Annotated in this window: 21 protein-coding genes; 12 read left to right on the forward strand and 9 right to left on the reverse strand. The window is 68.0% G+C overall.

Annotated elements, in window-relative coordinates; all coding sequences use genetic code 11:
• The first annotated feature begins 78 nt into the window (after window positions 1-78).
• From H1343_RS05370 to H1343_RS05390, 5 genes are all read left to right on the forward strand, one after another.
• A complete protein-coding gene (locus tag H1343_RS05370) occupies window positions 79-1950 on the forward strand; it encodes a pseudouridine synthase (RefSeq protein ID WP_246333358.1) in 1872 nt (623 codons plus the stop codon).
• Window positions 1951-1965: 15 nt separating this feature from the next.
• On the forward strand, window positions 1966-2532 hold the full coding sequence (gene rsmD / locus H1343_RS05375; RefSeq protein ID WP_185985498.1) for a 16S rRNA (guanine(966)-N(2))-methyltransferase RsmD: 567 nt from the start codon (window positions 1966-1968) through the stop codon (window positions 2530-2532).
• Window positions 2533-2643: 111 nt separating this feature from the next.
• Window positions 2644-4197, forward strand: coding sequence for a M16 family metallopeptidase (locus tag H1343_RS05380; RefSeq protein ID WP_185984893.1), 1554 nt, complete (start codon window positions 2644-2646; stop codon window positions 4195-4197).
• A 68-nt stretch (window positions 4198-4265) separates the two neighbouring features.
• Complete coding sequence (locus H1343_RS05385) at window positions 4266-5594, forward strand: M16 family metallopeptidase (protein ID WP_246333360.1); 1329 nt, start codon at window positions 4266-4268, stop codon at window positions 5592-5594.
• Between the two features lie 78 nt (window positions 5595-5672).
• Entirely contained in the window at window positions 5673-6566 is an 894-nt protein-coding gene (locus H1343_RS05390; protein ID WP_185984894.1) for a patatin-like phospholipase family protein, read from the forward strand.
• Between the two features lie 9 nt (window positions 6567-6575).
• On the opposite strand, the gene H1343_RS05395 is transcribed toward H1343_RS05390, so the two are convergent.
• On the reverse strand, window positions 6576-7610 hold the full coding sequence (locus H1343_RS05395; protein ID WP_185984895.1) for a DNA topoisomerase IB: 1035 nt from the start codon (window positions 7608-7610) through the stop codon (window positions 6576-6578).
• Window positions 7611-7752: 142 nt separating this feature from the next.
• Here H1343_RS05395 and H1343_RS05400 point away from each other — a divergent pair, with 142 nt between their 5' ends.
• The 7 genes from H1343_RS05400 (at window position 7753) to lpxK (ending at window position 13699) form a co-directional block, all read left to right on the forward strand.
• Window positions 7753-7968, forward strand: coding sequence for a hypervirulence associated TUDOR domain-containing protein (locus H1343_RS05400; RefSeq protein ID WP_343048895.1), 216 nt, complete (start codon window positions 7753-7755; stop codon window positions 7966-7968).
• Between the two features lie 89 nt (window positions 7969-8057).
• The gene (locus tag H1343_RS05405) at window positions 8058-9398 is read left to right on the forward strand and encodes a TldD/PmbA family protein (protein ID WP_185984896.1); all 1341 of its coding nucleotides are present in this window, start codon (window positions 8058-8060) and stop codon (window positions 9396-9398) included.
• Between the two features lies 1 nt (window position 9399).
• A complete protein-coding gene (locus H1343_RS05410; protein ID WP_185984897.1) occupies window positions 9400-10257 on the forward strand; it encodes a 3'(2'),5'-bisphosphate nucleotidase CysQ in 858 nt (285 codons plus the stop codon).
• Between the two features lie 5 nt (window positions 10258-10262).
• Window positions 10263-10514 carry a DUF4170 domain-containing protein gene (locus H1343_RS05415; RefSeq protein WP_185984898.1) on the forward strand — a complete coding sequence of 84 codons (252 nt, stop codon included), beginning with the start codon at window positions 10263-10265 and terminating at the stop codon, window positions 10512-10514.
• 16 nt (window positions 10515-10530) lie between these two features.
• Window positions 10531-11340 (forward strand): lysophospholipid acyltransferase family protein, encoded by an 810-nt coding sequence (locus H1343_RS05420; RefSeq protein WP_185984899.1) that lies wholly within the window; start codon window positions 10531-10533, stop codon window positions 11338-11340.
• The gene (gene waaA, locus H1343_RS05425) at window positions 11337-12674 is read left to right on the forward strand and encodes a lipid IV(A) 3-deoxy-D-manno-octulosonic acid transferase (protein WP_185984900.1); all 1338 of its coding nucleotides are present in this window, start codon (window positions 11337-11339) and stop codon (window positions 12672-12674) included. The genes H1343_RS05420 and waaA overlap by 4 nt, the downstream gene beginning before the upstream one ends.
• The gene (gene lpxK / locus H1343_RS05430) at window positions 12671-13699 is read left to right on the forward strand and encodes a tetraacyldisaccharide 4'-kinase (RefSeq protein WP_185984901.1); all 1029 of its coding nucleotides are present in this window, start codon (window positions 12671-12673) and stop codon (window positions 13697-13699) included. Before waaA ends, lpxK begins: the two co-directional genes overlap by 4 nt.
• Here lpxK and H1343_RS05435 read toward each other — a convergent pair.
• From H1343_RS05435 to H1343_RS05470, 8 genes are all read right to left on the reverse strand, one after another.
• Window positions 13696-13911 carry a DUF2093 domain-containing protein gene (locus H1343_RS05435; RefSeq protein ID WP_185985501.1) on the reverse strand — a complete coding sequence of 72 codons (216 nt, stop codon included), beginning with the start codon at window positions 13909-13911 and terminating at the stop codon, window positions 13696-13698. The genes lpxK and H1343_RS05435 overlap by 4 nt on opposite strands.
• A gap of 61 nt (window positions 13912-13972) precedes the next feature.
• Window positions 13973-15787 carry a DNA mismatch repair endonuclease MutL gene (mutL, locus tag H1343_RS05440; protein ID WP_185984902.1) on the reverse strand — a complete coding sequence of 605 codons (1815 nt, stop codon included), beginning with the start codon at window positions 15785-15787 and terminating at the stop codon, window positions 13973-13975.
• A gap of 69 nt (window positions 15788-15856) precedes the next feature.
• Window positions 15857-17848 (reverse strand): glycogen debranching protein GlgX, encoded by a 1992-nt coding sequence (gene glgX / locus H1343_RS05445; protein ID WP_185984903.1) that lies wholly within the window; start codon window positions 17846-17848, stop codon window positions 15857-15859.
• Window positions 17845-18417 carry a DUF2585 domain-containing protein gene (locus tag H1343_RS05450; RefSeq protein ID WP_185984904.1) on the reverse strand — a complete coding sequence of 191 codons (573 nt, stop codon included), beginning with the start codon at window positions 18415-18417 and terminating at the stop codon, window positions 17845-17847. The genes glgX and H1343_RS05450 overlap by 4 nt, the downstream gene beginning before the upstream one ends.
• Entirely contained in the window at window positions 18417-20060 is a 1644-nt protein-coding gene (locus tag H1343_RS05455) for an alpha-D-glucose phosphate-specific phosphoglucomutase (protein WP_185984905.1), read from the reverse strand. The genes H1343_RS05450 and H1343_RS05455 overlap by 1 nt, the downstream gene beginning before the upstream one ends.
• Window positions 20061-20064: 4 nt before the next feature.
• Window positions 20065-21510 carry a glycogen synthase GlgA gene (gene glgA / locus H1343_RS05460; RefSeq protein WP_185984906.1) on the reverse strand — a complete coding sequence of 482 codons (1446 nt, stop codon included), beginning with the start codon at window positions 21508-21510 and terminating at the stop codon, window positions 20065-20067.
• Window positions 21507-22775 (reverse strand): glucose-1-phosphate adenylyltransferase, encoded by a 1269-nt coding sequence (gene glgC / locus H1343_RS05465; RefSeq protein WP_185984907.1) that lies wholly within the window; start codon window positions 22773-22775, stop codon window positions 21507-21509. Before glgC ends, glgA begins: the two co-directional genes overlap by 4 nt.
• Window positions 22776-22910: 135 nt before the next feature.
• On the reverse strand, window positions 22911-25391 hold the full coding sequence (locus H1343_RS05470; protein ID WP_185984908.1) for a glycogen/starch/alpha-glucan phosphorylase: 2481 nt from the start codon (window positions 25389-25391) through the stop codon (window positions 22911-22913).
• Window positions 25392-25399: the final 8 nt, after the last annotated feature.

A 25399-nucleotide genomic window follows, 5' to 3' on the forward strand; every position in this document is an offset into this window, starting at 1 on the left:
GTGGCACGACGCGTCGTTTTCCCCTCGTTCACACGATTCCGACCTGATACAGACCGCCGCAAAAGAGGCAAGACGACCATGGACGACAAGAGCGGCAACGACGACGGCAAGCGCGGCGGAGACGGCGAGCGACGCGGCGCTCGTGGCCGCGGGCCCGGCGGCGCATCGAAAGGCGATTTCAAGCCGGGCGGGCCGAAGCGATCCGGGAAGCCGGGAGAAAGCCGGGCCGGTGGCCGCCCGTCCGGCGACAAGCCGGTCCGCGAGCGACGCGAAGGCGCGCGCGCCGATGGCGGCGAACGGGCCGAGCGCAAGCCCTTTCGCCCGCGCGAAGACCGCCCCGGGGGCGAGGAGCGCGGCGAGCGCAAGGGATTCGTGCCGAAGAGCCGGGGCATGTTTTCGCATGGCGGACGCGAGGTGGACGGCTCGCAGAAGCGCCCGAAGAGCTATGGCCGTATCGCCCCGGAGGGCAGCGGCGAGGGAGGCGAGCGCAAGCCGCGCAACTTCTCCGATCGTCCGCGCCGTGAGGATCGCCCCGCGAGGGAAGACCGCCCGATGCGCGACGAGCGTCCGCGTCGCGATGACCGCGCTCCGTCCGGGGAGACTGCCGGTGACGGTTCGATGCGCATCGCCAAGCGGCTGGCGCGCGCGGGCATCGCCTCGCGCCGCGATGCAGAGGGCATGATCGCGGACGGGCGCGTGAGGCTGAACGGCAAGCTTCTCGACAGCCCGGCTGTCGACGTGAAACCGTCCGACCGCATCGAGGTGGACGGTGCGCCGTTGCCGGCGATCGAGCGCACGCGCCTCTGGCTCTTCCACAAGCCGGGCGGGCTCGTCACAACCAACCGCGACCCGGAGGGGCGGCCGACCGTCTTCGACCGCCTGCCGGAAGACCTGCCGCGCGTTCTCTCCGTCGGGCGGCTCGACATCAACACCGAAGGCCTCCTCCTCCTGACCAACGACGGCGGGCTGGCGCGCGTCCTCGAACTGCCGGCGACGGGCTGGCTGCGACGCTACCGCGTGCGCGCGCACGGCCGGGTGGAGCAGGCCAAGCTCGACGAACTGCGCCAGGGCATTGCCATCGACGGCGTCTTCTACGGCGCGGTGGAGGCGACGCTCGACAAAGAGCAGGGCTCCAACATCTGGCTGACGCTCGGCCTTCGCGAGGGCAAGAACCGTGAGGTCAAGCGCATCCTCGGCCATCTCGGGCTGGAGGTGAACCGGCTCATCCGCGTCTCCTTCGGGCCGTTCCAGCTCGGCGAACTCGCCGAGGGCGCCGTCATGGAGATCAAGGGACGCACGCTGCGTGACCAGCTCGGCGAGCGGCTGATCGAGGAGGCGGGCGCCGATTTCGACGCCCCGATCGTCAACACCTTCTCCAACAAGCCGGTGAAGGCCGAGCGGTCCGAGAAGGCCGAGCCGGGCGAGCGCAAGGGTTCTGCGAGGAGCGAGTGGATCTCGGCCTCCGATGGCGGCAGGCCGAACCGCAAGAAGTTCGGCGCGGCCAAGCGCGAGGATGCCCTCGGCCGCCTCGACACGCGCCAGCCACGCGGCGCCGACCGGGGCGAGCGAGGGGACCGTGCCCCGCGCGGCGAGCGCCCGGATCGTGGTCCACGCCCGGAGCGCGGCGATCGCCCTTTCGGCGAGCGCAAGCCCAAGAGCTTCGGCCCGCGCGGCGATAAGTCCTTCGGAGACAAGTCCGCTGGCGATGACGCGCGTCCCGCGCGCCGTCCTGCCGATGCGCCGAAGCGTACGGCCAATGTCTGGATGGCACCCGGTGCGCGGGCCGTGGGCGAGAAGAAGAAGGCCGAGCGCGAGGAGCGCGACCGCCTGCGGGGCGAGGGCGGCGTCTCGCGCGGGCCGCGGCCTGCCGCGGGCGGCGCCCCACGCAAGCCGCGCCCGGCCGAGGCTCGGCCTCCGCGCGGCGACAAGCCGCGTCGTCCCGAGCGCTGAGGCGGTTCCGCCTTGCTGCGCATCGTTGCCGGGAGCCTGAAGGGCCGCGCACTTGCGGGGCCGAAGACGGATGCCATCCGCCCGACTTCGGAGCGTCATCGCGGCGCCCTGTTCGACATCATCGCCCACGGGCTGCACTTCGATCTCGAAGGTGTGCGGGTGCTGGACCTCTTCTCCGGCACCGGCGCTCTCGGCATCGAGGCGCTGTCGCGCGGGGGGCGGTTCTGCGTCTTCGTGGAAGAGGGTGTGGAAGGACGCGGGCTCCTGCGCGAGAACACTCACGCGCTCGGGCTGCAGGGCCGAACCAAGATATTCCGGCGCGATGCGAGTGCGCTCGGGCCCGTGGGCACGCTCGAGCCGTTCGATCTCGTCCTTGCCGATCCGCCCTATGGAAAGCGGCTGGGCGAGAAGGCATTGGCCTGTGCGCTGGCGGGCGGCTGGCTGAAGGACGGCGCACTGGCGGTGCTGGAAGAGGCGAAGGACGCGACCTTCGAGCTTCCCGTCGGCTTCAGGCTTCTCGACGAGCGCGTGATGGGCGAGAGCGCGATCCGCTTCCTGTCGCCGCAGAAAGCCGGCGAATGAGGGCAGGAGCCCTTACAAAAACGTAATTGGTGCCTTTCTTCCCGCTCGGCCATATCTGCCGCGCCCGCCGAGCGGGTCAGGTTCGACGACGACGAGGATGAAGACGACGCCATGAACCGTATCAACGCCCGCGCCGGCATCAGCCTTCTCGCGCTCCTCATCGCCGCCGGACCGCTTTCGGCGCAGGAGACGCCCGCACAGGCACCAACCGAAGCACCCGCTCAGGCCCCCGCTCAGGCAGACGGCGAACTCGTCTCCTCCGACGCCAGCGAGGCGGCGCAGCGTGCGGAAGACCTGCGGCCACAGATCGAGAGCTTCACGCTCGACAACGATCTTCAGGTCGTCGTCATCCCCGACCACCGCGCGCCGATCGTCACGCAGATGGTCTGGTACAAGGTGGGCTCGGCCGACGAGATGCCCGGCAAGTCCGGCATCGCGCACTTCCTCGAACACCTGATGTTCAAGGGCACGACCACCTACTCGGAAGGCGAGTTCTCCGCCGCCATCGCCGATATCGGCGGCGAGGAGAACGCCTTCACCTCCTACGACTACACCGCCTATTTCCAGCAGGTGCCCGTCGACGCGCTCGAGGAGATGATGCGCTTCGAGGCCGACCGGATGAGCAATCTCGTGCTCGACGACGCGGCCGTGGACCCGGAGCGCGACGTCATCCTGGAAGAGCGCGGCATGCGCATCGGCAACAATCCCGCCGCCCAGCTCCAAGAGGCCATGCAGGCGACGCTGTTCACCAACAGCCCCTACGGGACACCGATCATCGGCTGGCAGAGCGAGATGGAAGGGCTGACGCGCGAGGACGCGATCGCCTTCTACGACCGCTACTACACGCCCGCCAACGCCGTCCTGATTGTCGCGGGCGACGTGAGCACCGATCAGGTCCGCGCGATGGCCGAGCGCACCTATGGCCAGGTGGAGCAGCGCGCCGAGCCCGGCCCACGCGTGCGCCCCGTCGAGCCGATCGCGCTGACCCGCCGCACGGTGACGCTGAACGACCCGCGCGTGACGCAGCCGACCGTCCAGACCGCCTATGTGGCGCCGTCCGAGAACACCGGCGAGCCTGGCGAGAGCGAGGCGCTGGACATCCTCGCCGACATTCTCGGCGGCGGCACGACGAGCCGGCTCTACCGCGCGCTCGTCGTCGAACAGGGGATCGCGGCCGGCGTCGGCGCCTACTATTCAGGCGATGCGCTGATGGAAGGCCAGTTCGCGACCTACGGGACGCCACGCGGCACGGCCGATCTCGACGCCGTCGAGGCCGCGATCGAGGCCGAGGTCGAGCGTATCCTCGCGGACGGCATCACCGAGGACGAACTCGCCGCCGCCAAGAACCGCGTGCGCAACGCCCTGATCTATCAGCGCGACAGCCAGACCTCGCTTGCTCGCCGCTACGGCGCGGCGCTGACCACCGGCCGCACCATCGAGGACGTCGAGGAGTGGCCGGCGCGCATCGAGGCCGTGACCGTTGACCAGGTGAACGCGGCCGCGCGTGAGTATCTGCGCTACGACCGCTCGGTTACCGGCTATCTCCTGCCCGAGCCCGGCGCCGCAACGCCCGTTGCGCCGGCCGAGGCGGCAGCCCCGGCAGGGGCTCCGGCCGGCGCACCCGCAAGGGGCGAAACGGGCGCGCCTTCGACGGACGAGATGTGATGCGCGCCCTGATCGCTCGCCCTTTTGCGCCTGAAGCTGTGCGCCCCCACGACACGAGATCGCCGCTCATGACTGTTCGCATGCCCTTCGTCCGCTTCTCGGCCGCGCTCGTCGTCACGCTCGGGGCCACGGCGCTCGCGGCAGGCCCCGCCGCCGCAATCGAGATCCAGGAGGTGACGAGCCCCGGCGGCATCACCGCCTATCTCGTCGAGGACTACACCAACCCGCTCGTTGCCATGCGCTTCGCCTTCAAGGGCGGCGGCTCGACGGAAGACCAGCCCGGCAAGGAAGGGACGGCGAACCTTCTCTCCGGTCTTCTCGACGAAGGCGCGGGAGACATCGGAAGCGAGGAGTTCCAGGCAAGGCTCGACGAACTCGGCGTCAGCCTTTCCTATTCGGCCTCCTACGATGCCTTCGCCGGCAATTTCCGCACGATCGTCGAAAACGAGGATGCGGCCTTCGATCTCCTGCGCCTCTCCCTCAACGAGCCGCGCTTCGACGAGGAGCCCGTCGCGCGCATCCGTGGCCAGATCGAGACCGGGATCATCGCCGACGAGAACGACCCCGGCACGGTCGCCGGCAAGGCCTTTCGCGAGACGGTGTTCCCGGATCATCCCTATTCTCGGCCCGTGGAAGGCACGGTCGACACGCTGAACGCGGTGACCGCGGAGGATCTGGAAGCCTATCGTTCGAGCGCTTTCGGGCGCGACAATCTCTTCATCGGCGTCGTCGGCGCGATCGATGCCGAGCGGCTCGGCGAGAAGCTCGACGAGGTGTTCGGCCCCCTGCGTGAGACGGCCGACATCGCGCCCGTCGATGATGTCGTTCCGGTGACCGGAGCGCGCACGGACATGACGCTCCCCGTGCCGCAGGCCAACATTCAGCTCGCCGTCCCCGGCCTCCAGCGCGACGACGAGGACTTCTTCGCCGCCTATCTGATGAACCACGTGCTCGGCGGCGGCACCTTCACCTCGCGGCTCTTCCAGGAAATCCGCGAGAAGCGGGGCCTGGCCTACGGCGTCGGCTCGTATCTGGCGACCTACGACCACGCCGCGCTTCTCGGCGCTTCCACCGCGACGCGTGCCGACCGCGCGGCCGAGAGCCTGGAGATCATCGAGGCCGAGATGCGCCGCATGGCCGAGGAGGGACCGAGCGAGGAGGAACTGGAAAAGGCCAAGGCGTACGTGAAGGGCGCCTACGCCATCCAGAACCTGTCGTCCTCACTCTCCATCGCCTCTACGCTCGTCGGCATCCAGCTCGACGGTCTCGGCATCGACTATATCGACACGCGCGAGGCCGAAATCGACGCGGTGACGCTCGACGACGTCAGGCGCGTGGCGGGTGAACTCCTGACGGTGGAGCCGAGCGTTGTCGTGGTCGGCCCGTCCGCCGAATGACGGCGAAAGACGGGTTGGCGAGGCAGGCGTCGCGGCCTAACTAAGGCCCCAGAACGACGACCTGAGAGCCGAGGACCCATGAGCATCGCCGAGCGCTTTGCCACGAGCCTGGACAGCGGTTCGGAGCCGCGCATTGGCCTCGCGCTGGGCGGCGGTGGGGCGCGTGGCATCACACACATCCACGTTCTTGCCGCCTTCGACGATCTGGGCATCCGTCCTGCGGCGATCGCCGGCTCCTCCATCGGTGCGATGCTCGGCGCGGCCTACGCCGCCGGCATGAGCGCACGGGAGATCGAGGATTACGCACTCGATCATCTCGGCAACTCGCGCTCGGTGCTAAGCCATCTGTGGCGCACGCGAGCGGCCTCCTTCGCCGAATTCATCGCGGAGGGCGGTTTTCGCATCGGGCAGATGAACGCCGAGCGTGTCATCGGCGAGTTCATGCCGATCGGCATGCCCCATACTTTCGAGGAACTCGACATCCCGCTGACGGTGACGGCGACCTGCTTCTACGAAGCCTGCGGCTGTAACATCGACGAGGGCGACCTCGTATCGGCGTTGGCCGCCTCGATCGCGCTCCCGGCCGTTTTCCGGCCGGTCGTGCGGGACGGCAGCATCCTGATCGATGGCGGCATCTGCAACCCGCTGCCCTACGACCTTCTGGCCGACTATTGCACGACGACCGTCGCGGTGGACGTCACCGGGCCACCGGACGGATCGGAAGGGCGGCGCAGCGTCGTGCCGACGCAGATCGATACGATGATGGGCGCCTCGCAGCTCATGATGCACGCCGTGATCGAGATGAAGCGGCGCTACGATCCGCCGGGCCTTCTGATCCGGCCGCCGGTTTCGCGTTACCGCGTGCTCGATTTCATGCGCGTCGCCTCGATCCTCAAGGACACGGCGTTCGTGCGCGAGGAGGCCAAGCGCGACATCGCCGCGCTTGTGGAGACGGCTGCGCGCGCCGGCTGACGTCGTGCGTCAGTGCGCGGCCGTTTCTTCAAGGAAGCGCATCAACCCGCTCTCGACCTTTGTCAGGCCTTCACGGGCACGTCCGGTCAGGAGATTCCTGTCCAGCCGCTCCTCCTCGAACGCCGTTACGATCTCCGGGTGGACGTAAGAGGAGCGCGCCACCGCCGGCGTGTTGCGCAGAAGTTCGGCGACCGAGCGCATGGCTGACGCCACCGCGCGCTTGCGCTTGGAGGCCGTGTCGGTCTTTCCGTTCGTGTCCTCAATCAGGAAGCGCAGCGCCTCGGCCGAGCCATGGAATGTGCGGAAGTCCTTCGCCGAAATTTTCGGGTTGCCTGCCTGGTGCAGATAGTCGTTCAGAAGGTTGGCTGTCAGGATGCGCCCCTTCTTGCCGCCGCCGTCGAAGCGGAACAGGCGCTTGCCAGCTCCCTGGCGCACCTTCTGAAGCGACCTGATCAGCCGTTTGTCCCGCACCTCGATGCGGTGGGCCTTGTTCGACTTGCCGACGAAAGAGAGTGTGGCGACCTTGTTGGTAATGCGAAGGTTCTTTTTCTGCAGTGAGGCGACGCCGCGGCCGCCATCCGCTGCGTATTTTTCGTGACCCGGCCGCAGCGCCTCCACGTCGATCAGGCGTGCGGCCGTTGCGGCCGTCATCGTACGGTCCGCACGATCTCGCCGAAGATCCCTGTCGATCCGCTTGCGCAGCTTGGGAAGCGTGCGGCCGAAGCGCAGGAGGCGCTCGGTCTTCACCGCGTTGCGCACGTTCACCCAGAGATCGTGGTAGCGGTATTGCAGGCGGCCCTTCTCGTCGCGGCCTGTCGCCTGGATGTGGCCGTTCTCCTCGACGCAGATGCGAACCTCGCTCCAGGCCGGCGGCAGGACGAGCGCCTTGATGCGCGCCTTCAGGACTTTGTCGGTGATCTTTTCGCCATTGGCGAAGCAGACGCGGTGGCCCTTGCCGGAACGGTGGCGCTCGATCTCGAACGTGCTCGGATCCACCATCACGAGCCCCAGCCGCTCGGCATGCGCTTCCAGTTTACCGCTCATTCCACTGCCTCATCGATGGATGAGCGCAACGGCGATGGAGGGAGGCGGTTCCGCGACTGGCTGCGGCGTTTTGAGGCTCGCGCTCCGGGAACCAGCTCCATCGACGCCGTCTTGTGACCGTCTGTAAGGAAAGGAGAATACGGTGAGCATTCGCAAGGGATCGAAGGTCGAGTGGAAGTGGGGATCGAGCAAGGCTTCGGGAAAGGTGATCGAGACCTTTCACGAGGATGTCGATCGCAAGATCGACGGGAAGTCCATCAAGCGGAAGGCCTCGAAGGACAAGCCCGCTTACCTCATCGAGCAGGAAGACGGACAGAAGGTGCTGAAGAGCGCCTCGGAAGTCAGCGCGGCTTCGTAGCAGCACCGTTCACGGCTAATCGCGCGACGCCGGTTTATCGACGGACGGTTTCGCCCTAAATGGGTATGCTCGAACGAACGGCTGGCAGCATGATCGAAGACGGGACCGCGCGTCTCCTGGATGTCGCGGATAGACTGATGACGACCGCGAAGCGCTTTGGCGCGGATGCGGCTGACGCGGCGGTGATACGCTCGCACTCGCGCTCCGTGCAGGTGCGACTAGGGACCGTGGAAGCGACGGAATCGTCCGAAAGCGAAGACCTGACCTTGCGCGTTTTCGTTGACGGACGTGTCGCAAGCGTGGCCGCCGACGGAGGAGCCGACGTCGAGCGCCTCGTCGAGCGGGCGATCGCGATGGCGCGCGTTTCGCCGGTGGATCCCTTCGCCAGCCTTGCCGATGCGGGGCTTCTGGCCACGGACGATCTCGATCTTGACCTCTTCGACGATACCGACGTCGCGGCGGACAGACTGCGCGAGGATGCTCTCGCCGCCGAGGACGCCGCGCGCGCCGTCGATGGTGTCACCAATTCCGGCGGAGCTTCCGCGAGCGCAGGCTTCGCCGGCCTTGTCCTTGTCACATCCGGTGGCTTTTCTGGCGCACGCAGGCGCTCGGGCTTCTCGCGCTCGGTCTCGGTCCTTGCCGGCGAGGGCACCGGTATGCAGCGCGACTACGATTTCGATTCGCGCATCCATTTCTCCGATCTCGAAGAGCCCGAGGCTATCGGCCGGCAGGCCGGCGAGCGCGCGGTGCGGCGCCTGAACCCGCGCTCGCTGCCGACCGGCAGGCGGACCATCGTCTTCGATCCACGCGTGGCGCGGGGCTTCGTCGGCCACCTTGTCTCGGCGCTCAACGGAGCATCGATCGCGCGCGGCACGAGTTTTCTGAAGGACAGGATGGGCAGGGCGGTCCTGCCGGCCGGCATCGACGTGCGGGACGAGCCGCTGCTCGCGCGCCGCGCCGCATCGCGCCCCTTCGACGGGGAGGGCGTGCGCGGGGCATCGCTCTCTCTCGTCGAGGACGGGGTTCTTGCCTCCTGGCTTCTCGATACAGCCACGGCGCGCGAACTCGGCCTCCAGACCAACGGGCGCGCCATGCGCTCGGGCGGCGGGGTGTCGCCCGGCGCAACCAACGTGGTAATGACGCAAGGCGCCGAGAGCCCCGATGATCTTCTGGCGGCGGCCGAGGGCGGCATCTACGTGACCGAATTGATCGGCAGCGGCGCCAATCTCGTGACCGGCGACTATTCACGCGGCGCCTCAGGCTTTCTGATCGAAGGCGGCCAACTCGGCGGCCCGGTTTCGGAACTGACGATCGCCGGGCATCTGTCGGAGATGTTCATGGCGCTTCGGCCTGCCAACGATGCCGACGAGCGCTACCAGATCGTCGCGCCGACGCTGCATCTGGGTGAAATGACGGTGGCGGGGCGGTAGGATGGCGCGCGAGGAGGACGACCTCGAACTTCTCATCCGTGCTGCGCGTGAGGCCGGCACGATCGCCATGAGCTTCTTCCGACGCGACCCGCAGGTGTTCTGGAAGGAGGGCAACTCACCCGTCAGCCAGGCCGATCTCGCGGTCGACGGCTACCTGCGCGACTTCCTCCTCTCGGCGCGGCCGAAATACGGCTGGGTGTCCGAGGAAACAGCGTCGGAGCCGCCGCAGGGCGGCGAGACACGCTTCTTCGTGGTCGATCCGATCGATGGTACCCGCTCTTTCCTGCGCGGCGAGGCGACGTGGTGCGTCTCGCTGGCGATCATCGAAGCGGGGCGGCCGATCGTCGGCGTGATCGATGCGCCGGTGGCTGCCGAAGTGTTCAGCGCGACCGCGCGCGGGCTGCCGCTTCTCAACGGCAAGTCACTTTCGCTGGAGTGGCGCGAGGCCGGCCTGCCGGGTGAAGGGGAGGCTGTCGAGGACGGAAGGCTCGTCGTCTCCGTGCCCGACGCGGTGCGTCTTCGCATGCGCGAGGAGGACCGCGATGCGCTCGAATTCCACAAGGCGATCCCATCGCTCGCCTATCGCCTGGCGATGGTCGCCTCCGGGCGGCTGGCGGGTACGATCGTCCATCCGCGCGCCAATGACTGGGATATTGCCGCCGCCGACCTGTTGATCGAGCGGGCGGGTGGAGCGCTTCTGAACGAGCGCGGCGAGCGGCACCTTTACAAGCTCAATCCGAGAAGGCATGGCCTCCTCGTGGCCGGCGCGGGCCCGGCGCTGGAGCGCATGCGGCGGTTCGCCGATCACCTGACGGCAGACGGCCTGGCCGGCGCGAGGCCGGCGCAATCGAAGGAGTAACGATCATGGTGGCCTCCACCGAGCCGAAGCAGCTTCTCCACCTCGTCTTCGGCGGCGAGCTGAAGAGTCTCGAGCGCGTCGAGTTCGAGGATTTGTCCTCGCTCGACATCGTGGGCATCTTTCCGGATTATGCCTCGGCGCTGGCGGCCTGGCGCGGCAAGGCGCAGTCGACCGTCGACAATGCGGCGATGCGCTACTTCATCGTCCACATGCATCGCCTGCTCGAGCCTGGAAAGGCGCCGACGACGCAGGCATGACGGCAGGGCGGTATTCATGGATCGCACTGTGGCGGATGGGGGCGTGATGCGCGCCCCTGACGAGCCGGTTCGCCCGGCAAGGAAGTCGTTGCGACGCAGGTTGCGCCGGCGTCTGAAGCTCGTCGGCCGATCGAACGCCGCGACGCGCGTCCTTGGATCGTCGCTCTACACGGTCCTGCGCCTGACCTACCGCTCGCAGACGCTCGTTCGCGGATCGAGTCCGTTCCGCGAAATCCTCACCCAGGAACACCCGGCAATCGTGGGCCTGTGGCATGGGCAGCATCTCCTCGCGCCCTTCTTTCGCCCGGCGGAACTGCCTTATGTTGCGCTTCTTTCGCGCAGTCGTGATGCCGAGTTGAACGCCAGCGTCGTGGAGCGCTTCGGCATCGACACGGTGCGCGGCTCTGGCGGGCGCGTGCGCGAAGCCACGTCGAAGAAGGGCGGCGTCACGGCGCTTCTCGCGCTCCTTCGCTCGCTGCGCGAAGGCAAGGGCGTGTGCATGATCGCGGACGTTCCGAACGGCGTCGCGCGTCAGTCCGGCCTCGGCATCGTGACGCTCGCGCGCCTGTCGGGCCGCCCCATCATCCCCTCGGCCGCCGTCACCTCGCGGCGCCGCGTGATCGAGAACACCTGGGACCGTATCACCCTGCCGCTGCCCTTCGGGCGCGTGGCCGTGGTGATGGGCGATCCGATCTTCGTGCCGCGCGATCTCGACGAGGCGGGCCTTGAGGCGAAGCGGCGCGAGGTGACGGAGGCCATCGAGGCCGCTAACCGCCGTGCCCTCGCGCTGGTCGACGGTTCGGCGATCGAAGGTCCGCGCTCGTGAGCGAAGGTTGGGCAAGGGCCGCGCTTGCGGCCTACCGCGCAGCGGGAACGCTCGCCTATCCGGTCGTCGGTTCCTATGTCGGCTGGCGCGCGACGCGTGGAAAGGAAGAACGCGAACGCGCGCGCCGACGGGAGCGTTACGGCTTCGCCAGCCGGCCGCGCCCCGAAAGCGGGCCCTTGATCTGGGTTCACGCCGCCTCGATCGGCGAGACCGCCGCCGTGACGCCGCTGGTGCGCGAGATCGCAGCCGAACGCATCCCGATCGTGATGACGACGCAGACCGTCACTTCCGCGGCGATCGTCAACGAGCGCCTGTCGAACTGCGTCGTCCATCAATACGTGCCGCTGGACCTCAAGCCGTCGGTTGCGCGCTTTCTGGAGCACTGGCAGCCCGATCTCGCCATCGTCGCCGAGAGCGAGATCTGGCCGATGACGATGATGGAACTGCAGCGCCGCCGCATTCCCCAGGTGCTGGTGAATGCGCGCCTGTCGGATCGCTCCTTCCGCCGCTGGCGCGCGGTGCCCTCGCTGGCCGAGGCGCTGATGGAGAATTTCGCGCAGATCACCGCCCAGTCCGAAGTGGACGGCGAACGCTTCCACATGCTCGGCGCGCGCGCCGTCAACGTTGTCGGCAACCTGAAGGCCGACACCCAGCCGCCGCCGCTGGACCGCGCCGAATACGACGCTCTCGCGGCTTCGATCGGCCACGCGCGCCCGACCTGGGCGGCGATCTCCACCCATGCGGGTGAGGAGGCGATCGCCGCCGACGTTCACCAGAAGCTCCTCGAAAAGCGGCCGCGGCTCCTGACCATCATCGTGCCGCGCCATGTGGAGCGCGGCGACGAGATCGAGAAGATGCTGACCGGCAAAGGCCTTTCGGTCGCAAGGCGCTCGCGCGGGGAACTTCCGGACCCGACGACGGATGTCCTTCTGGGCGATACGGTCGGCGAGATGGGCCTTTACCTGCGCCTGACCGAGATCGCCTTCGTCGGCCGCTCGCTGGCTTCGCAGGGCGGGCAGAATCCGCTCGAGGCGGCGATGCTGAAGACGGCGATCCTGTCCGGCCGCTACGTTCAGAACTTCCGCGACATCTACCAGCGGTTGATCAAGGATGGCGGCGCTCGCATCGTGCAGGACACCGAGCAGCTTGCCGCGCAGGTCGACCTCCTGCTCTTCCAGACGGTGACACGCCACCAGATGGCCGACGCGGCCTTTGCCTCGGTGGAGGAGATGCGCGGGGCGCTTTCGCGGACCATGCAGGCGCTCGACCCTTTCCTGCAGCCTCTTCGGCTGGCCGGCGGCATCGACCGGCGGCGCGACGCCAACCCGAAATGACCGTGGGCCGCGCGCCGGATTTCTGGTGGCGGCCGCCCGGCTGGCGTTCCCGCGCCCTGGCTCCCGCCGCCGCTCTCTATTCTGCCGTCGCCGGCCGACGCCTTAAGAACGGCCAGCGCTGGCGCGCGCCGGCGCCTGTGATCTGCGTCGGCAATCCCGTCGCGGGGGGCGGCGGCAAGACGCCGACGGCGCTGGCGCTGGCAAAGGCTGCGCGTGCGCGAGGGCTGAGGCCGGGCTTCCTCTCGCGTGGGCACGGCGGCAATGCCGCGCAGCCGCTTCTCGTCGATCCGCAGCGTCACGATGCGAGCATCGTCGGCGACGAGCCGTTGCTGCTCGCGGCCTTTGCCCCGACTGCCGTCTCGCGCGACCGCGCGGCCGGCGCGGCGCTCCTCGTCGATCGTGGGGCCTGCGATCTCATCATCATGGATGACGGCTTCCAGAGCGCCCAGCTCGCCTTCGACCTTGCGCTCCTCGTCGTCGATTCATCACGCGGGACGGGCAACGGCGCGGTGATACCGGCAGGCCCGCTGCGCGCGCCGCTCGGCCTCCAGACGCACCATGCCGATGCACTGGTCATCGTCGGGGCGGGAGAGGGCGCCGCCAAAGCCGAAGCGGCGGCGCATGCCGCCGGCAAGCCGGTCCATCGTGCCCGCACGGCGCCGACCAATGCGGAAGGCTTTGCCGGCCGGCGTGTGCTCGCTTTTTCGGGCATTGCCGATCCGGCGAAATTCCATGCGAGCTTGCGCGAGAGCGGCGCCGAGATCACGCAGACGCGCGACTTCCCCGACCACCACCCTTTCACCGAAGGCGAACTAGGCGCGCTTCTGGCCGATGCGGGCAGGCGAGGCCTCACGCTCGCGACGACGCGCAAGGACGCCGTGCGGCTTCAAGCTTGCGGCGCACTAGGGCTGGAGGTCTTGGAGCAAAGCCTCGTTCTCGAGATCGAGATGCACTTCGAGCCGCCCGAGACGGCCGCCGCGCTGGTGCGGCAGGCGGTCGAAGTTTTCGCGAAGCACGCGGGTTAGCGACGGCCCTTGCCGGCGCGCAGCTCGGCTTCGAGCGAGGCCGCGGCGTCGCGATAGGCTTCCTGGCGATCGACGCTCCAGTATTTCAGGATGTCGAGGGGGATCTGGTCGCCGGTGATCGCGCAGCGGACATAGCCGCCCGGCCGGATCACGGTGAATTCGGGCGTGTCGTAGCGCAGAAGGGCCTCGCCGCCGCCGTCCATCCGGTTCATCATCGCGTCTTCGCTTTCGCAGATCGTTGAGGCGCCTTGAAACACCCACCGGCGCGTTCCGTCAACGCCGCCCGAACAGCTTCTCGATGTCGCGGATCTTTAATTCGATGAAGGTCGGGCGACCGTGGTTGCATTGCCCGGAGCCCGGCGTCGTCTCCATCTGCCGCAGGAGAGCGTTCATCTCCTCGACTTTGAGGACGCGCCCCGAGCGCACGGAGCCATGGCAGGCCATGGTGGCCGCGACATGATCGACACGCTCCTGGAGGCCGGCGCCCGAGCCCGTGTCGGCGAGATCGTCGGCGAGATCGCGCACGAGCGCGGCCGCGTCGGTCTGGCCGAGCATCGCCGGTACGGCCCGCACGGCGATGGCGCCCGGACCGAAGCGCTCCAGCGTCAGGCCGAAGCGCGCGAAGGTCTCTGCTTCAGCATCGAGCCGGTCGACGTCGCCCTCGGGCAGGTCGACGATCTCCGGAATGAGAAGCATCTGCGCGGGCAGGGGGCGCGCGTGCAGTGCTTCCTTCAGGGCCTCGTAGACGAGGCGCTCGTGCGCGGCGTGTTGGTCGACGATGACGAGGCTATCGCCCGTTTCCGCCACCACGAAGGCGCGGTCGATCTGCGCGCGCGCCGCGCCCAGTGGATAGTCGCCGGAGGGCGCTGCAGGCTGTGATGCGGCCGCTGGCGGCTCGCGCTCGGCGCGCGCTTGCGGAGCGAAGCCCTCGAAGCGCATGGCCGCGTCCGCTGGTTCGGCAAGGCCGCCTCGCGAAGATCCCGAGGGCTCGTCGAGCGGGCGGAAGGGCGCGGTGGCGAAATCGTAGTTCGCCTGCGCGGGCGCGGAATAGCTGCGAAAGCGCGCCATCAGGCCTGAGGCGCCGGCCGTGTCCGGCCGCACCGTGACGCCCGCCAGCGCTTGTCGCAGCGCGCCGACGATGAGGCCGCGCACGAGGCCGGCATCGCGAAAGCGCACGTCGGCCTTGGCCGGATGGACGTTGACGTCGACGAGCGCGGGGTCGATCGAGACGAACAGGACGGCGACCGGGTGCCGGTCGCGCGCCATCACGTCGGCATAGGCCGCGCGCAGGGCGGACAGCATCATGCGGTCGCGCACCGGCCGTCCGTTGACATAGACGAACTGGTGCAGCGCGTTGCCGCGATGGAAGGTCGGCAAGCCGATATGACCGGTGAGGCGCACGCCCTCCCGCTCGGCATCGACAAGAACGGCGTTCTCGGCGAATTCCGATCCGAGGATCGCGCCGATGCGCGGCAGCGGATCGTCCTCCGCACCGGCTTCGAGAACCAGCCGCGTGCGATCCGGCCCGGAGAGCTCGAAGCGCACGGCCGGGAAGGCGAGCGCGATGCGACGCACGGTGTCGGTGATCGCCGAGGTTTCGGCGCGCTCGGATTTCAGGAACTTCAGCCGCGCCGGAACGGCGTGAAAGAGATCGCGCACCTCGACGACGGTGCCTGTCGAGAGCGCCGCCGGGCGCGGTCCCGAGAGCCGGCCGCCCTGCACCTCAATCTCGTGCGCTTCGTCCGCGCCGCGCTCGCGAGAGCGAAGGGTGAGCCGCGCGACCGAGCCGATTGAGGGAAGCGCCTCGCCCCGGAACCCCAGCGTGCGGATGTCGAAGAGGTCTTCGGAAAGCTTGGAGGTGCAATGGCGGCGCACGGCGAGAGGAAGCTCGCAGACGGGGATGCCGCAGCCGTCGTCGGTGACGCGCATCAGGGTCTTGCCGCCGCCGGCCGTCGCGATCGAGACAGAGCGCGCACCGGCGTCCAGCGCGTTCTCGACCAACTCCTTGATGACGCTCGCGGGGCGCTCCACCACCTCGCCGGCGGCGATCCGGTCGATCACGGTCTCGGAAAGCTGGCGGATCGGCATGCGACGTGATTCCCGGCGGTTCAGGCCGCGAAGATAAGAGCCGTAGCGGCGCCGATCAAACGGAGGCGATCAGGCGCTCGCGCTTTCGACGAGCACGAAGACCGAGCGCGCCGTGACGACGAGCCCGGCGCCCGGATCGAGCGCGCGGGGCGGCAGGTCGGGCCGGTCGCTCTGGAGTTCGAGCACGAGGTCGCGACCGCCGTCCGGGGTGGGCAGCAGGACCGGCACGTCAGCTTGCGCGGCGTTGAAATAGGCGATCAGCCGCTCCGCCCCGTCCTCGACGAAGAAACCGAGAAAGCGGCGGGACGGGTCGTCCCACTCGCCGTTCTCCATCGCCCGGCCGTGCTCGGAGAGCCAGGAGGCCGAGCCGCCCGGCGCGAATTCTTCGCCTCCGAGTGCCGGAAAGCGGCGGCGAAGGGCGGCCAGGCGGGCGACCATCGCAGCTATCTCCATGTCCGCGCGAGCCCAATCGAGCCAGGTGGTCGCGTTGTCCTGGGCATAGGCGTTGTTGTTGCCGTGCTGCGTGCGGCCGAACTCGTCACCCGCGACCAGAAGAAGGTTTCCGCGCGAGAGGAAGAGTGTGGCGAGAAGCGCGCGCATGTCGCGCCCCCTGCGCGCGATGATCGCCGGGTCGTCGGTCGGCCCCTCATGGCCGTTGTTCCAGGAGTGGTTGTCGGCGTGGCCGTCGCGATTGCCCTCGCCGTTAGCCTCGTTGTGGCGCCGCTCGTACATGGTGATGTCGGCGAGGGTGAAGCCGTCATGGGCCGCGATCATGTTGACGCCGCGGGAGGGTGCCTCGAAGAGATCGTGCGAGCCGGCAAGGCGCATGGCGAGCGCCGGCACCATCGAACGGTCGCCACGCCAGAAGCGGCGCACATCGTCGCGGAACCTGTCCTGCCATTCGATGAAGGGGGGCGGGAATTCGCCGACGCGATAGCCGCCCGGTCCGATGTCCCAGGCCTCGGCGACGTGGATGCGGTTCTTCAGGACCGGGTCCTTCGCCAGCGCCCGGAAGAAGGGCGCATCGGGGGAGAAGCCCTTCGCGTCTCGGCCAAGGACGGGCGCGAGGTCGTAGCGGAAGCCATCGATGCCCGTCGCCTCGGCCCAGGTGCGCAGGGTGTCGAGGAAGAGCTGCACGACCGGGGCGCGCTCGGCGGCGAAGGTGTTGCCGGTGCCCGTGTCGTTGACGTAGAGCGCGGCGTCGTCCTGGCGCAGGCGATAATAGGCGGCGTTGTCGAGCCCCCTGTAAGAGAGCGTCGGGCCGAGCTCGTCGCTTTCGCCCGAATGATTGAGGACGACGTCGAGAAGGACGCGGATGCCGCGACCATGCAGGGCCGAGACAGCGCGGGCGATATCCGGCAGGCCGCCCGGCGCAAGGCGCGGGTCAGGCGCCATGTGGGCGATCGGGTTGTAGCCCCAAGCATTGGAGAGGCCGAGCGGCGGCAGATGCCGCTCGTCGATCCACGCGGCGAGCGGCATGAACTCCACCGTCTCGACGCCGAGGCGCGCAAGGTCGTCCAGGACGGCTTCTTCGGTGAAGGCGAGGACCGTGCCGCGATAGTCGGGCCGCACGCCCGGATGGCGCATTGAGAAGCCGCGCGTCAGCACTTCGTAGGTGAAGCCCGGCGCCCCGGCCGGCAAAGGCGGGGCGGCCTTCGGCAACGCCGAGACGATGGCGCGCGGCACCAGCGGCGCCGTCTGAGTTCCGAAATTGCAGAGCGCCGCATCGTGGCGGAAGGGACGGTCGAGGCGCAGTGCGTAGGGATCGACGAGAAGTTTCCTCTCGTCGAAGCGCGCGCCACGCTCGGGTGCAAAAGGCCCGCTCGCGCGCAGGCCGTAAAGCGCACCTTCGCCAAGACCCGGCACGAAGCCGTAGAAGACATCGCCCTCGCGGCCTGGCAGGGCGAGGCGCTGCGATTCCAGCGGTTCGCCCGGTTCGAACAGGCAGAGCCAGGCCGTTTCGGCAGCGGAGGAGAAGAGGGCGAACTCGACGCCGCCCGGAACCGGCGTCGCGCCGAAGCGCTGCGGGCATCCGCGCTCGGCCGTGACGGTGAAGCTCACGCGGCGCCCTGCCAGGCGCGCACGGCGTCGAGTGGCCACACAAGCATCAGGACGTTGAGGGTGAGATTGTCGCGGATCATCCAGCCGACGAAGAGCTCCAGCGCGACGGCGAGGACGACGCTGACCCAGACCGGCATGCGCGCGGCGAACAGGAAACCGACCACCATGAAGGCGACGTCGCTCACCGAATTGACGACGCTGTCGCCGAAATAGTCGAGCGCGATCGTCGCCTCGCGGTAACGTTGGATGACGGCGTCGGTGTTCTCGACAACTTCCCACGCGATCTCGACGAGCGTCGCGATGACCAGCCGATGCCCGAGCGAGACGCGCCGCGCGAACACCCACAGGATCGCGTAGAACAGCAGGCCATGGATGAAATGCGAGGGCGAGTACCAGTCGGAGAGATGCTGCGAGTTCTCCGAACTCACTGTCTCGCCATGCCACAGCTTCACCGTGCCGCATTCGCAGATCGGCACGCGGCCCATCCACAGAAGGATGGCCGCCATGAGCGCGACGAGACCGGCGACGGCCAGCCAGTGCCGTGCGCCGACCGAGCGGATGGCTTGCATCAGGTGCGAACGTCCGGCTGCGTGCGCCCGGTGCGCTGGCGGATCTCACCGACCGAATCCGCAATGCCGATGAGTTCGGCGAGTGCGTCCTCGACGGCGAGGTCGTGGCGCGCCGGATCAGGCTCGTAGCGTTCGAGATAGACGCGCAGCGTGGCGCCCACCGTCCCGGTGCCCGACAGGCGGAAGACGATGCGCGAGCCGCCCGAGAAGACGATGCGCACGCCCTGGCCGGTGGAGACCGAGCCGTCGACCGGATCGCGATAGGAGAAATCGTCGGCCTCCTGCACGATGAGCGAGCCGAAGCGTTGGCCGGACATCGAGGCGAGGCGATCGCGCAAGGATTCCATCAGCCCTTCGGCGGCCGCGGCATCCACTTCCTCGAAGTCGTGGCGCTGATAGTAGGTGCGCCCGTAGGTGCGCCAGTGGTCGGCGGCGATCTCCGCGACGCTCGCGCCGCGCACGGCGAGAATGTTCAGCCAGAGAAGGACGGCCCAGAGGCCATCCTTCTCGCGCACATGATCCGAGCCGGTTCCCGCGCTCTCCTCGCCGCAGATCGTCACCTTGCCGGCATCGAGGAGGTTGCCGAAGAACTTCCAGCCGGTCGGAGTCTCGTACATGCCGACGCCGAGTTTCTTGGCCACGCGGTCGGCGGCCTGGCTCGTCGGCATCGAGCGCGCGATGCCCGCGATGCCCTGTCTGTAGGCCGGCGCGAGATGGGCGTTGGCCGCAAGGATCGCGAGCGAATCCGAGGGCGTCACGACGATGCCGCGCCCGAGGATCATGTTGCGGTCGCCGTCGCCGTCAGAGGCGGCGCCGAAGTCGGGCGCCGTCGGCCCCATCAGTAGATCGACGAGGGGCGCTGCCCAGACGACGTTCGGGTCCGGGTGGCCGCCGCCGAAATCCTCGGACGGCTTGCCGTTGAGGACGGTGCCGGCCGGCGCGCCGAGGCGCTTCTCGAGAATCTCGTGCGCATAAGGGCCGGTGACGGCGTGCATCGCGTCGAAGCGCAGCGTCAATCCTCCGGCGATGGCGGCGCGGATCTTGTCGAAGTCGAAGATCGTCTCCATCAGCGTCGCGTAATCGGCGACGGGATCGACGATCTCGACCGTAGAATCGCCGAGGCGGTGCTCGCCGATCGCCGAAAGGTCCGGCGCCTCTTCCTCCACGATCCGGTACTCGGCGATGGTCTTGGTGCGGGTGTAGATGTCGGCGGTTACGCCTTCGGGGGCGGGGCCGCCATTGCCGACATTATATTTGATGCCGAAATCGCCGTTCGGCCCCCCCGGGTTGTGGCTGGCCGAAAGAATGATGCCGCCCGAGGCGCCGCGCTTGCGGATGAGGTTGGAGGCCGCCGGCGTCGACAGGATGCCGTTCTGGCCGACGACGATGCGCGCATAGCCGTTGGCGGCGGCCATGCGGATGGCGATGCGCACGACCTCGGCGTTAAAGAAGCGCCCGTCGCCGCCGATCACCAGCGTTCTGCCGTCGCCGCCGCCCGCGTTGGCATTGGCCGCGTCGAAGATTGCCTGGATGAAGTTCTGCGCGTAGTTCTCCTGCTGGAAATGCGGGACCTTCTTGCGCAGGCCCGATGTGCCTGGCTTCTGGTCGCCGTAGGGCTTGGTCGCGACGGTGCGGATCGGCATCGGCTCAGTTCTCTTGTGATAGAAGGGTGTCGTAGAGGCTCGCGTAGCGCGCCGCGCTCGCGTCCCAGGAAACGTCGGAGCGCATCGCCTGAATCTGGCAGCGCCGCCACGCATCGTGGTTCGCATGAAGGGTTACGAGCCGCTGCACGGCGCCCTGAAGGGCCTCCACCGACAGCGGCGAGAAGACGATGCCGGTGGCTGCGCCCGCGACCATCGCGGCGAAATTGGCGTCGATCACCGTATCGGCGAGGCCGCCGACGCGCGTGACGACGGGCAGGCAGCCGTAGCGTAGGGCGCAGAGTTGCGTCAGCCCGCAGGGTTCGAAGCGGGAGGGCACGAGTAGGGCGTCGGCCCCGGCCTGAACGCGATGCGCCAGGGCTTCGTCGTAGCCGATGCGCACGCCGACACGACCCGGCCGGCGCGCCTGCGCCGCGAGGAAGGCGCCTTCGAGAAGCCGGTCGCCCGAGCCGACGATGACCATGCGCACGCCTGCATCGAGGATCGAGCCGAGCGCCTCTGCTAGAACGTCCATGCCCTTCTGCCAGGTCAGGCGGGAGACGACGGCGAGGATCGGACCGTCCTCGACGTCGAGAGCGAACTCGTCGACGAGCGCGTCGCGGTTCGGCCGACGGGCGTCGAGGTCGTTCGCGTCGTAGTTGGAGGCGATGTGCGGGTCGGTGCGCGGGTCCCACACGGCGGTGTCCACGCCGTTGACGATGCCAACCAGTTCCTCGCCACGCCCGGCCAGAAGCCCGTCGAGCCCCATGCCGCCTTCGGGAGTCACGATCTCGCGCGCATAAGTGGGGCTGACGGTCGTCACGCAGTCGCAGGCGTGGATGCCACCCTTCAGGAAGCCGACCGAGCCGTAATATTCGACGCCCTCGATGGACCACGCTTCCGGCGGCAGGCCGAGACGCGGGAAGACGCCGTAGGGAAAGGTGCCCTGGAAGGCGAGATTGTGGATGGTGACGAGGGTCTTCGGTTTGGGCGCATCCTCGAAGGCGAGGTACACGGGCGCGAGCGCACCCTGCCAGTCGTGCGCATGGACGATCTGGGGCGCAAAACCCGGCACGGCACCGAGGCCGATATCAGCGGCCGCTCGGCTGAGCGCGGCAAAGCGCGCCCAGTTGTCCGGGTGGTCGTAGCCGCCCGGCCCGGCATAGGGGCCGCCAGCACGCTCGTAAAGATGCGGTGCGTCGAGGAGCAGGAGATCCAGCCCGGCGCTCTGGGCCGAGAGGAGCATGGCCGGCCCGCCGAACAGCGAGGGGAACCGGTGGACCGGCTCGCTCGCGCCGACCTTGGCGACGACGCCGGGATAGGCCGGCATCAACGTGCGCATCTCAATGCCGAAGGGCTTCAGGGCGGCGGGCAAGGCGCCCGCCACGTCCGCGAGCCCGCCTGTCTTTACCAGCGGAAACACCTCCGAGGAAACGGAGAGGACGCTCGTCATTGGGCGCGAAGCCGGTCGATCATGGGCTTGGTGACGAGGCAGACGCCGTTGGCCGTGCGACGGAACCGCTGGGCGTCGAGCTCAGGATCCTCGCCGATGACGAGACCGTCCGGAATATGGACACCGCGATCGATCACCGCGCGCGAGATGCGTGCACCGCGCCCGATCACGCATTGCGGCAGGACAACGGCGTGATCGAGTACGGACCAGGAGTGCTGTCGCACGCCGGTGAAGAGGAGCGAGCGGCGCAGCGAGCCGCCGGAGATGATGCAATCGCCCGAGACGAGCGAGGATACGGCCGAGCCGCGTCTCCCGTCTTCGTCATGGACGAACTTGGCCGGCGGCGTCACATCGGCATAGGTCCAGATCGGCCAGTCCCGATCGTAGATATCGAGCGGGGGCACGACGTCCGTGAGGTCGATATTGGCCTGCCAATAGGCATCGACCGTGCCGACATCGCGCCAGTAGGCGTCGGTCTCCGCCTCGGACTGGACGACGGAGGTGTTGAAGGAGTGGGCGTAGGCCGTGCCGTGCCGCACGATGTGGGGGATGATGTCCCGCCCGAAGTCGCGGTCCGAGTTCGGATCGGCTGCATCGCGACGCAGCTGGTCGGCAAGGAAGGCCGTGTCGAAGACGTAGATGCCCATCGAGGCAAGCGCGGTGTCCGGGCGGCCGGGGATCGAGGGCGGGTCCGAGGGCTTCTCGATGAAGTCGGTGATGCGGCCCTTCTCGTCGACATGCATCACGCCGAAGCCGACCGCCTCCATGCGTGGGACCTCCAGACATCCGACGGTCACGTCCGCTCCCGAGTCCACATGCTGATGGAGCATGATCTCGTAGTCCATCTTGTAGATGTGGTCGCCCGCCAGAATGATGATGTAGCGCGGCGCGTAATCCTCGATGATGTCGATGTTCTGATAGACGGCGTCGGCCGTGCCCGCATACCACTGGTCTTCAGATACGCGCTGTGAGGCGGGCAGCACGTCGAAGCTCTCGTTGCGGCCCGGCCGCAGGAAATTCCAGCCCCGGTGCAGATGACGGATCAGGCTGTGCGCCTTGTACTGGGTGGCGACGCCGATGCGCCGGATGCCTGAATTGACGGCGTTCGAAAGGGCGAAATCGATGACGCGGGCCTTGCCGCCGAAATAGACTGCGGGCTTGGCGCGCGAATCCGTGAGTTCCATCAGGCGCGAACCGCGCCCGCCAGCCAGCACGTAGGCCATCGTGTCGCGCGAGATCGGCGCGTTGCGCGTTGCGTCCGCCATCTTTTCGTCCTCCCGTCGCCCGGCGATCGGCGGTCGCCGCCCCGTCGGCTGTCTGATCACACTCAAGATAGCGCCGGCTTCGGCACCTTCCACAAGAGGGAAGGTGCCGAGGCACGATAATTCACAGACGTATCGTCAGCGCGAAGGCCCGGCGCGCCAGATGTCGCGGGCATACTCGCCGATTGTGCGGTCCGCCGAGAACCAGGCCATGCGCGCCGTGTTGCGCACCGAGATCTCATCCCAGCGCGCGCGGTCGGTCCAGAGCGCGTCGAGCTGACGCTGCGTGTCCCAGTAGGCACGGAAATCAGCCGCGATCATCCACCAGTCGCGGTCGCGCACTGCGTCGACCAGCGAGGCGTAGCGGCCCGGCGCGTCTGGCGAGAAAACGCCCGAGGCGATGGAATCCAGCGCCGAGCGCAAGAGAGGCTGCTCGCTCACCGCTTCCTGCCCGCCGACGCCGCGTGCGCGCCGCTCCGCGACCTCGTCGGCCTTGAGGCCGAAGATGAAGATGTTCTCCTCGCCCAGATGCTCCAGCATCTCGACATTGGCGCCGTCGAGCGTGCCGATGGTCAGCGCGCCGTTGAGGGCGAACTTCATGTTGCCGGTGCCCGAAGCTTCGAGGCCGGCGGTGGAGATCTGCTCGGAGATGTCGGCTGCCGGCATGATGATCTCGGCCAGGCTGACATTGTAGTTCGGGACGAACACCACCTTGAGGAGGTTGCGCACGGCGGGGTCGGAGTTGATGACACGGCTGACGTCGCCGGCCAGATGGATGATCTGTTTGGCCTGGACATAGGAGGGCGCTGCCTTGCCGGCGAAGATCTTGACTCGCGGCGTCCAGTCGATCTCCGGGTGGGCGCGGATCTGTTCGTAGAGCGCAACCGCCTCGATAATGTTGAGGAACTGGCGTTTGTATTCGTGGATGCGCTTGACCTGGATGTCGAAGATCGCGTCCGGGTCGAGCGAGATGGCAAGGCGCTCCTCGACGAGCGTTGCGAGCCGCTCCTTGTTGACGCGCTTCACCGCCGCGAAACGTTCGCGGAAGCTCGCGTCCTCCGCGAAGCGGTCGAGTTCTCCGAGTCTGTTGAAATCGTCCTTGAAGCCTTCGCCGATCGCGTCGGAGACGAGATCGGTCAAGCCGGGATTGGACTGGAACAGCCAACGGCGCGGCGTCACGCCGTTGGTCTTGTTCTGAATGCGGTCCGGGTAGAGCTTGTGAAGATCGTGGAACACCGTCTCCTTCATGAGTTCGGTGTGCAGGCCCGAGACGCCGTTGACCGTGTGCGAGCCGACGAAGGCCAGCTGGCCCATGCGCACGCGTCGGCCGTTGTTCTCGTCGATCAGCGAGATCGCGGCGATCTCCTCGCCCGAAAAGTCCCGCTCGGACCGCGCGCCCTGGATGATCTGCGCGTTGATCGCGTAGATGATCTGCATCTGACGCGGCAGCAGGCGCTCAAAGAGCTGCACCGGCCAGGTCTCCAGCGCCTCGGGCAGGAGCGTGTGGTTGGTGTAGGAGAACGTCTCACGCGTCACCGTCCACGCCGCGTCCCAGTCCATGCCGTGAACGTCGACCAGAAGACGCATCAGCTCGGCAACGGAGACCGCCGGATGCGTGTCGTTGAGCTGGATCGCGACCTTGTCGGCGAGGTTCGTCAGGTCGTCGTTCAGCGCCAGATGCCGGCGGATGATGTCCTGCAGCGAGGCCGAGGAGAAGAAATACTCCTGGCGAAGGCGCAGTTCCTGGCCCGCCTGATGGGAATCGGCCGGGTAGAGAACGCGGGTGATCGCCTCGGCACGGTTGGACTCCAGAAGAGCGCCGACATGGTCGCCGGAATTGAAGGCATCGAGCAGTATCGGATCGAGCGCCTGCGCGCCCCAAAGACGCAGCGTGTTGGCGTGCGCCCCGCGCCAGCCGATCACCGGGGTGTCGTAGGCGACGGCGAGGACACGCTCGGCCGGGCGCCAGACGAAGCGTGGCTTGCCGTTGTCGTCGACCGTGGTGACCTTGCCGCCGAAGCCGATCTCGAAGGAGCGCTCCTGTCGCTCGATCTCCCACGGATTGCCGTGCTGCAGCCAGGTCTCCGGCAGCTCGACCTGCGCGCCGTCCACGATCTCCTGGCGGAAGAAACCGTGCTCGTAGCGGATACCGTAGCCGAAGCCCGGCACGCCGAGCGATGCCATGGATTCCATGAAGCAGGCGGCGAGGCGGCCGAGGCCGCCATTGCCGAGGGCCGCGTCGGGTTCCAGAAGCTCGACGAGATCGAGCTCGACGCCGTACCGCCCGAGAGCCTCGCGCACCTGTTCGGTCAGGCCCAGATTGGAGATCGCGTCTCGCAGGAGGCGGCCAATCAGGAACTCCATCGAGAGGTAGCAGACGCGCTTGGCGCCCGATTCCCGCGTCTGCCGGTTGGACGTCAGCCACTGGTCGATGATGCGGTCGCGCACGGCGAGCGCCGTTGCATATTCCCAGTCATGCAGACGCGCGGCATCAGTCGTCTTGCCGATCGCATAGGTCAGCTTCTCGACGATCTCCTGCGCCAGCGTGTCGGCGTCGTTGCGACGCGGCTCGGACTTCAGGGTGCGCGTACCGTTGGGCATCTTCGCGATGGCGGACATCGGGAGTA

Source organism: Aureimonas mangrovi (genome assembly GCF_014058705.1).
GTDB classification, from domain to species: Bacteria; Pseudomonadota; Alphaproteobacteria; order Rhizobiales; family Rhizobiaceae; genus Aureimonas; species Aureimonas mangrovi.